General features: G+C 69.2%; 2 protein-coding genes and 1 pseudogene. 2 read left to right on the top strand and 1 reads right to left on the bottom strand.

The genetic code is table 11. The features are described 5' to 3' along the window. Nucleotides 1-132: pseudogene (locus LCE31_RS38900) on the top strand (aldo/keto reductase); the annotation flags it as partial. Between the two features lie 170 nt (nucleotides 133-302). On the opposite strand, the gene LCE31_RS38905 reads toward LCE31_RS38900, so the two are convergent. Beyond that, nucleotides 303-1,571, bottom strand: coding sequence for an acyltransferase family protein (locus tag LCE31_RS38905; protein ID WP_225022956.1), 1,269 nt, complete (start codon nucleotides 1,569-1,571; stop codon nucleotides 303-305). A 478-nt stretch (nucleotides 1,572-2,049) separates the two neighbouring features. Here LCE31_RS38905 and LCE31_RS38910 point away from each other — a divergent pair, with 478 nt between their 5' ends. Then, the gene (locus LCE31_RS38910) at nucleotides 2,050-2,244 is read left to right on the top strand and encodes a hypothetical protein (RefSeq protein WP_225022957.1); all 195 of its coding nucleotides are present in this window, start codon (nucleotides 2,050-2,052) and stop codon (nucleotides 2,242-2,244) included. Nucleotides 2,245-2,416: the final 172 nt, after the last annotated feature.

Genomic DNA, 2,416 nt, shown 5'->3' on the forward strand with positions numbered 1-2,416 from the left:
AGGGGCGCGCACACCGTGCCCATCCCCGGCTTCCGCACCCGCGCGCAGGCCGAGGAGAACGCGGGCGCGATGGCGTACGGCCCGCTCACCGAGGCGCAGATGAAGGAGGTCGACGTCCTGCTCGGCCGGTAGCGCCGCGCGGCGGACGCGGCGGCGCGCGGCCCGGAAACAGCGGCGCCGGACCGCCAACGCCCGGAGGCGACGCCGGAGACGGCGCCTCGCAACGGCGCCGGGAAACGACGTACGGCCGGTGCGGCCTCAACCACCGCACCGGCCGTACGCCCGTCTTCGGGGCGGAGGGCTCAGCCGCCCGCGCGGAACGCCCACGCCATGTCGGGCTCCGTCGCCCAGCGGAACGCGCGCCGCACCGGCGGGCTGCACAGCAGCGTCACGACGACCGCCGCGGTGACCGACACCACGGCCTCGCCCGCAGGGGCGCTCAGCCAGGGGTGGTCGTCGAAGATCCCCGCGAACCCCGCGCCCTTGATCACGAAGCCGTGCAGCAGATAGCCGCAGATCGTGCCCGTGCCCAGCACCGTGAACCACATGGGCCGGCCCGGCACCCAGGACAGGAAGCACGCGGTCAGCAGCAGCGAGCAGGCGAACAGGCCCAGTTCCATCGCGGGCCCCGTCCACCACGCGTGATGCAGCTGCTGCGCACTGGTGTTGTGGTAGAGCCAGGCGGACGCGAAGTGCGGTGCGATCCAGTAGGAGAAGACCAGCGCGACAGCGAACACCGGCACTGTGAGCAGCCTCACCTCGCGCCGCCGCACGAGTTGGAAGTGCTCCGGCTTCAGGCACAGGCCGAGCACGAAGTACGGGAGGAACTGGAGCACCCGCTGGAGGTCCAGGTCGTCACCGATCGAGGGGCAGAACGCCGCGAGCATCGCGATCACCAGGGCCACCGGCAGGGGATGGCGGATCGCCTTCCACAGCGGCGTGGTGAGCCGCCAGACGAACAGGGCGATCAGGAACCAGGTGAGGAACCAGGGGTCCTGGAGACTGATGGTCAGGTGGTGCGGCTTCTCCCCGGCCCACCGCAGCAGCGAGTACGCCGTCTCGAAGACGACGTACGGCACCGCGACACCGGTCACCAGCCGCTTCAGCTGGTGCGGCTTGGCCGTGAAGCTCCTGGAGAAATAGCCGGAGATGACGATGAAGGCCGGCATGTGGAAGGCGTAGACGACCATGTACAGCGCCTTGGTCGTACGGCTGCCGTCCATGATCGGCTCCCACGAGTGGGCCACCGCCACCAGCACGATCGCCAGGTACTTCGCGTTGTCGAAGAACGCCTCGCGCCGCTTCGGCGCGGGAGCCCCGGCGGCCGCGGTGCCGGGGGCGGCCGACGGCGCTCGCGAACCGCTCCCCGAGGGCGGCGCGATGGTGGACGTCACATGTCCCGAAGACCCGCCGGAAGACCCGGAGGAGGCCGATCGCGCGGACTGGCCGTCCGTGTCCTGCGGCGTGTCGGCCACCGGGTGCGATGCGTTCGCGACGGCCGCCGGAGCTGATCCCCGCTGCTCCTCGCCCGTCCGGGAGGCCTTCTCATATCCCTGTGAAGCCTGAACCATTTGACGCACCCTAGACCTGCCCAATGCATTTCGTAAAACCGCTGCACCGGACGGTCCGCGGGAACGGGAAACCGACAACAACCGTGCACTATGCCCTGATTCATCCGCCTAGAAGCGGGCATATCGCCACCCTCTCGGGCGGGTTGACGCCGGTCCTCATTTCCCGTTCGACGTATGCCCCGGCGCGGTCCATGCATTCTGTGCATTTCTGTGTTTTACCTGTGTGGACGATGGAACGATCGCGCACGGCCCTTTTGATTTCGCCGTCGCATTGCCGGGGCCCAAGTAGCCTGCCCCGGCGGATCGTTGCAGTTGCGACGGTTTGCGGGGACTGAGGGATGGCGCGTTCTGGACGTCGATGATTCGTCACCCGGCCACATGGACACAGGTGTTGGTGGCACGATGGTGGCCAGCGGGGTGCGAGACGGAGCGCGGTCCCGCGGCCGGCTAGGCGGACCGACCGAGGGTGTGATCAGTTATGGCCGTTTCAGTGTCCGTAGCGGTGGTGTTGGCGATCATCCTTGTGCTGATGATCCGCAGTAAGTCCATCAAGGGCGGACCCGCCATCGTGGCGATCCTGTTCGGCTTCTTCCTCGCCTCGACGGACATCGCGCCGTCGGTGAACAGGTTCATGAACTCCATAGGGGACACGATCAGCCAGATCCACTTCTGACCGATCCGGCCCGGCCCGGCAGGTCCCGGCCAGGCCCGGCCCCGGCCCGGCCCCCCCCCCCCCCCCCCGGCCCCCCCCCCCCCCCCACCTCCCCACACGCGAGAGCGTCGACTACGGCTACCGGATACTCATCGCCGACGCGGACGCCCCACGGGGATGACGCCCGTAGCGC

It is taken from the genome of Streptomyces sp. 8L (assembly GCF_020176795.1).
In the GTDB taxonomy this organism is placed as follows: domain Bacteria; phylum Actinomycetota; class Actinomycetes; order Streptomycetales; family Streptomycetaceae; genus Streptomyces.

Bases quoted from the DNA above. Each gene is read 5' to 3' on its own strand.
- LCE31_RS38905 (WP_225022956.1), bottom strand. From the start codon at position 1,571: ATGGTTCAGGCTTCACAGGGATATGAGAAGGCCTCCCGGACGGGCGAG.
- LCE31_RS38910 (WP_225022957.1), top strand. From the start codon at position 2,050: ATGGCCGTTTCAGTGTCCGTAGCGGTGGTGTTGGCGATCATCCTTGTG.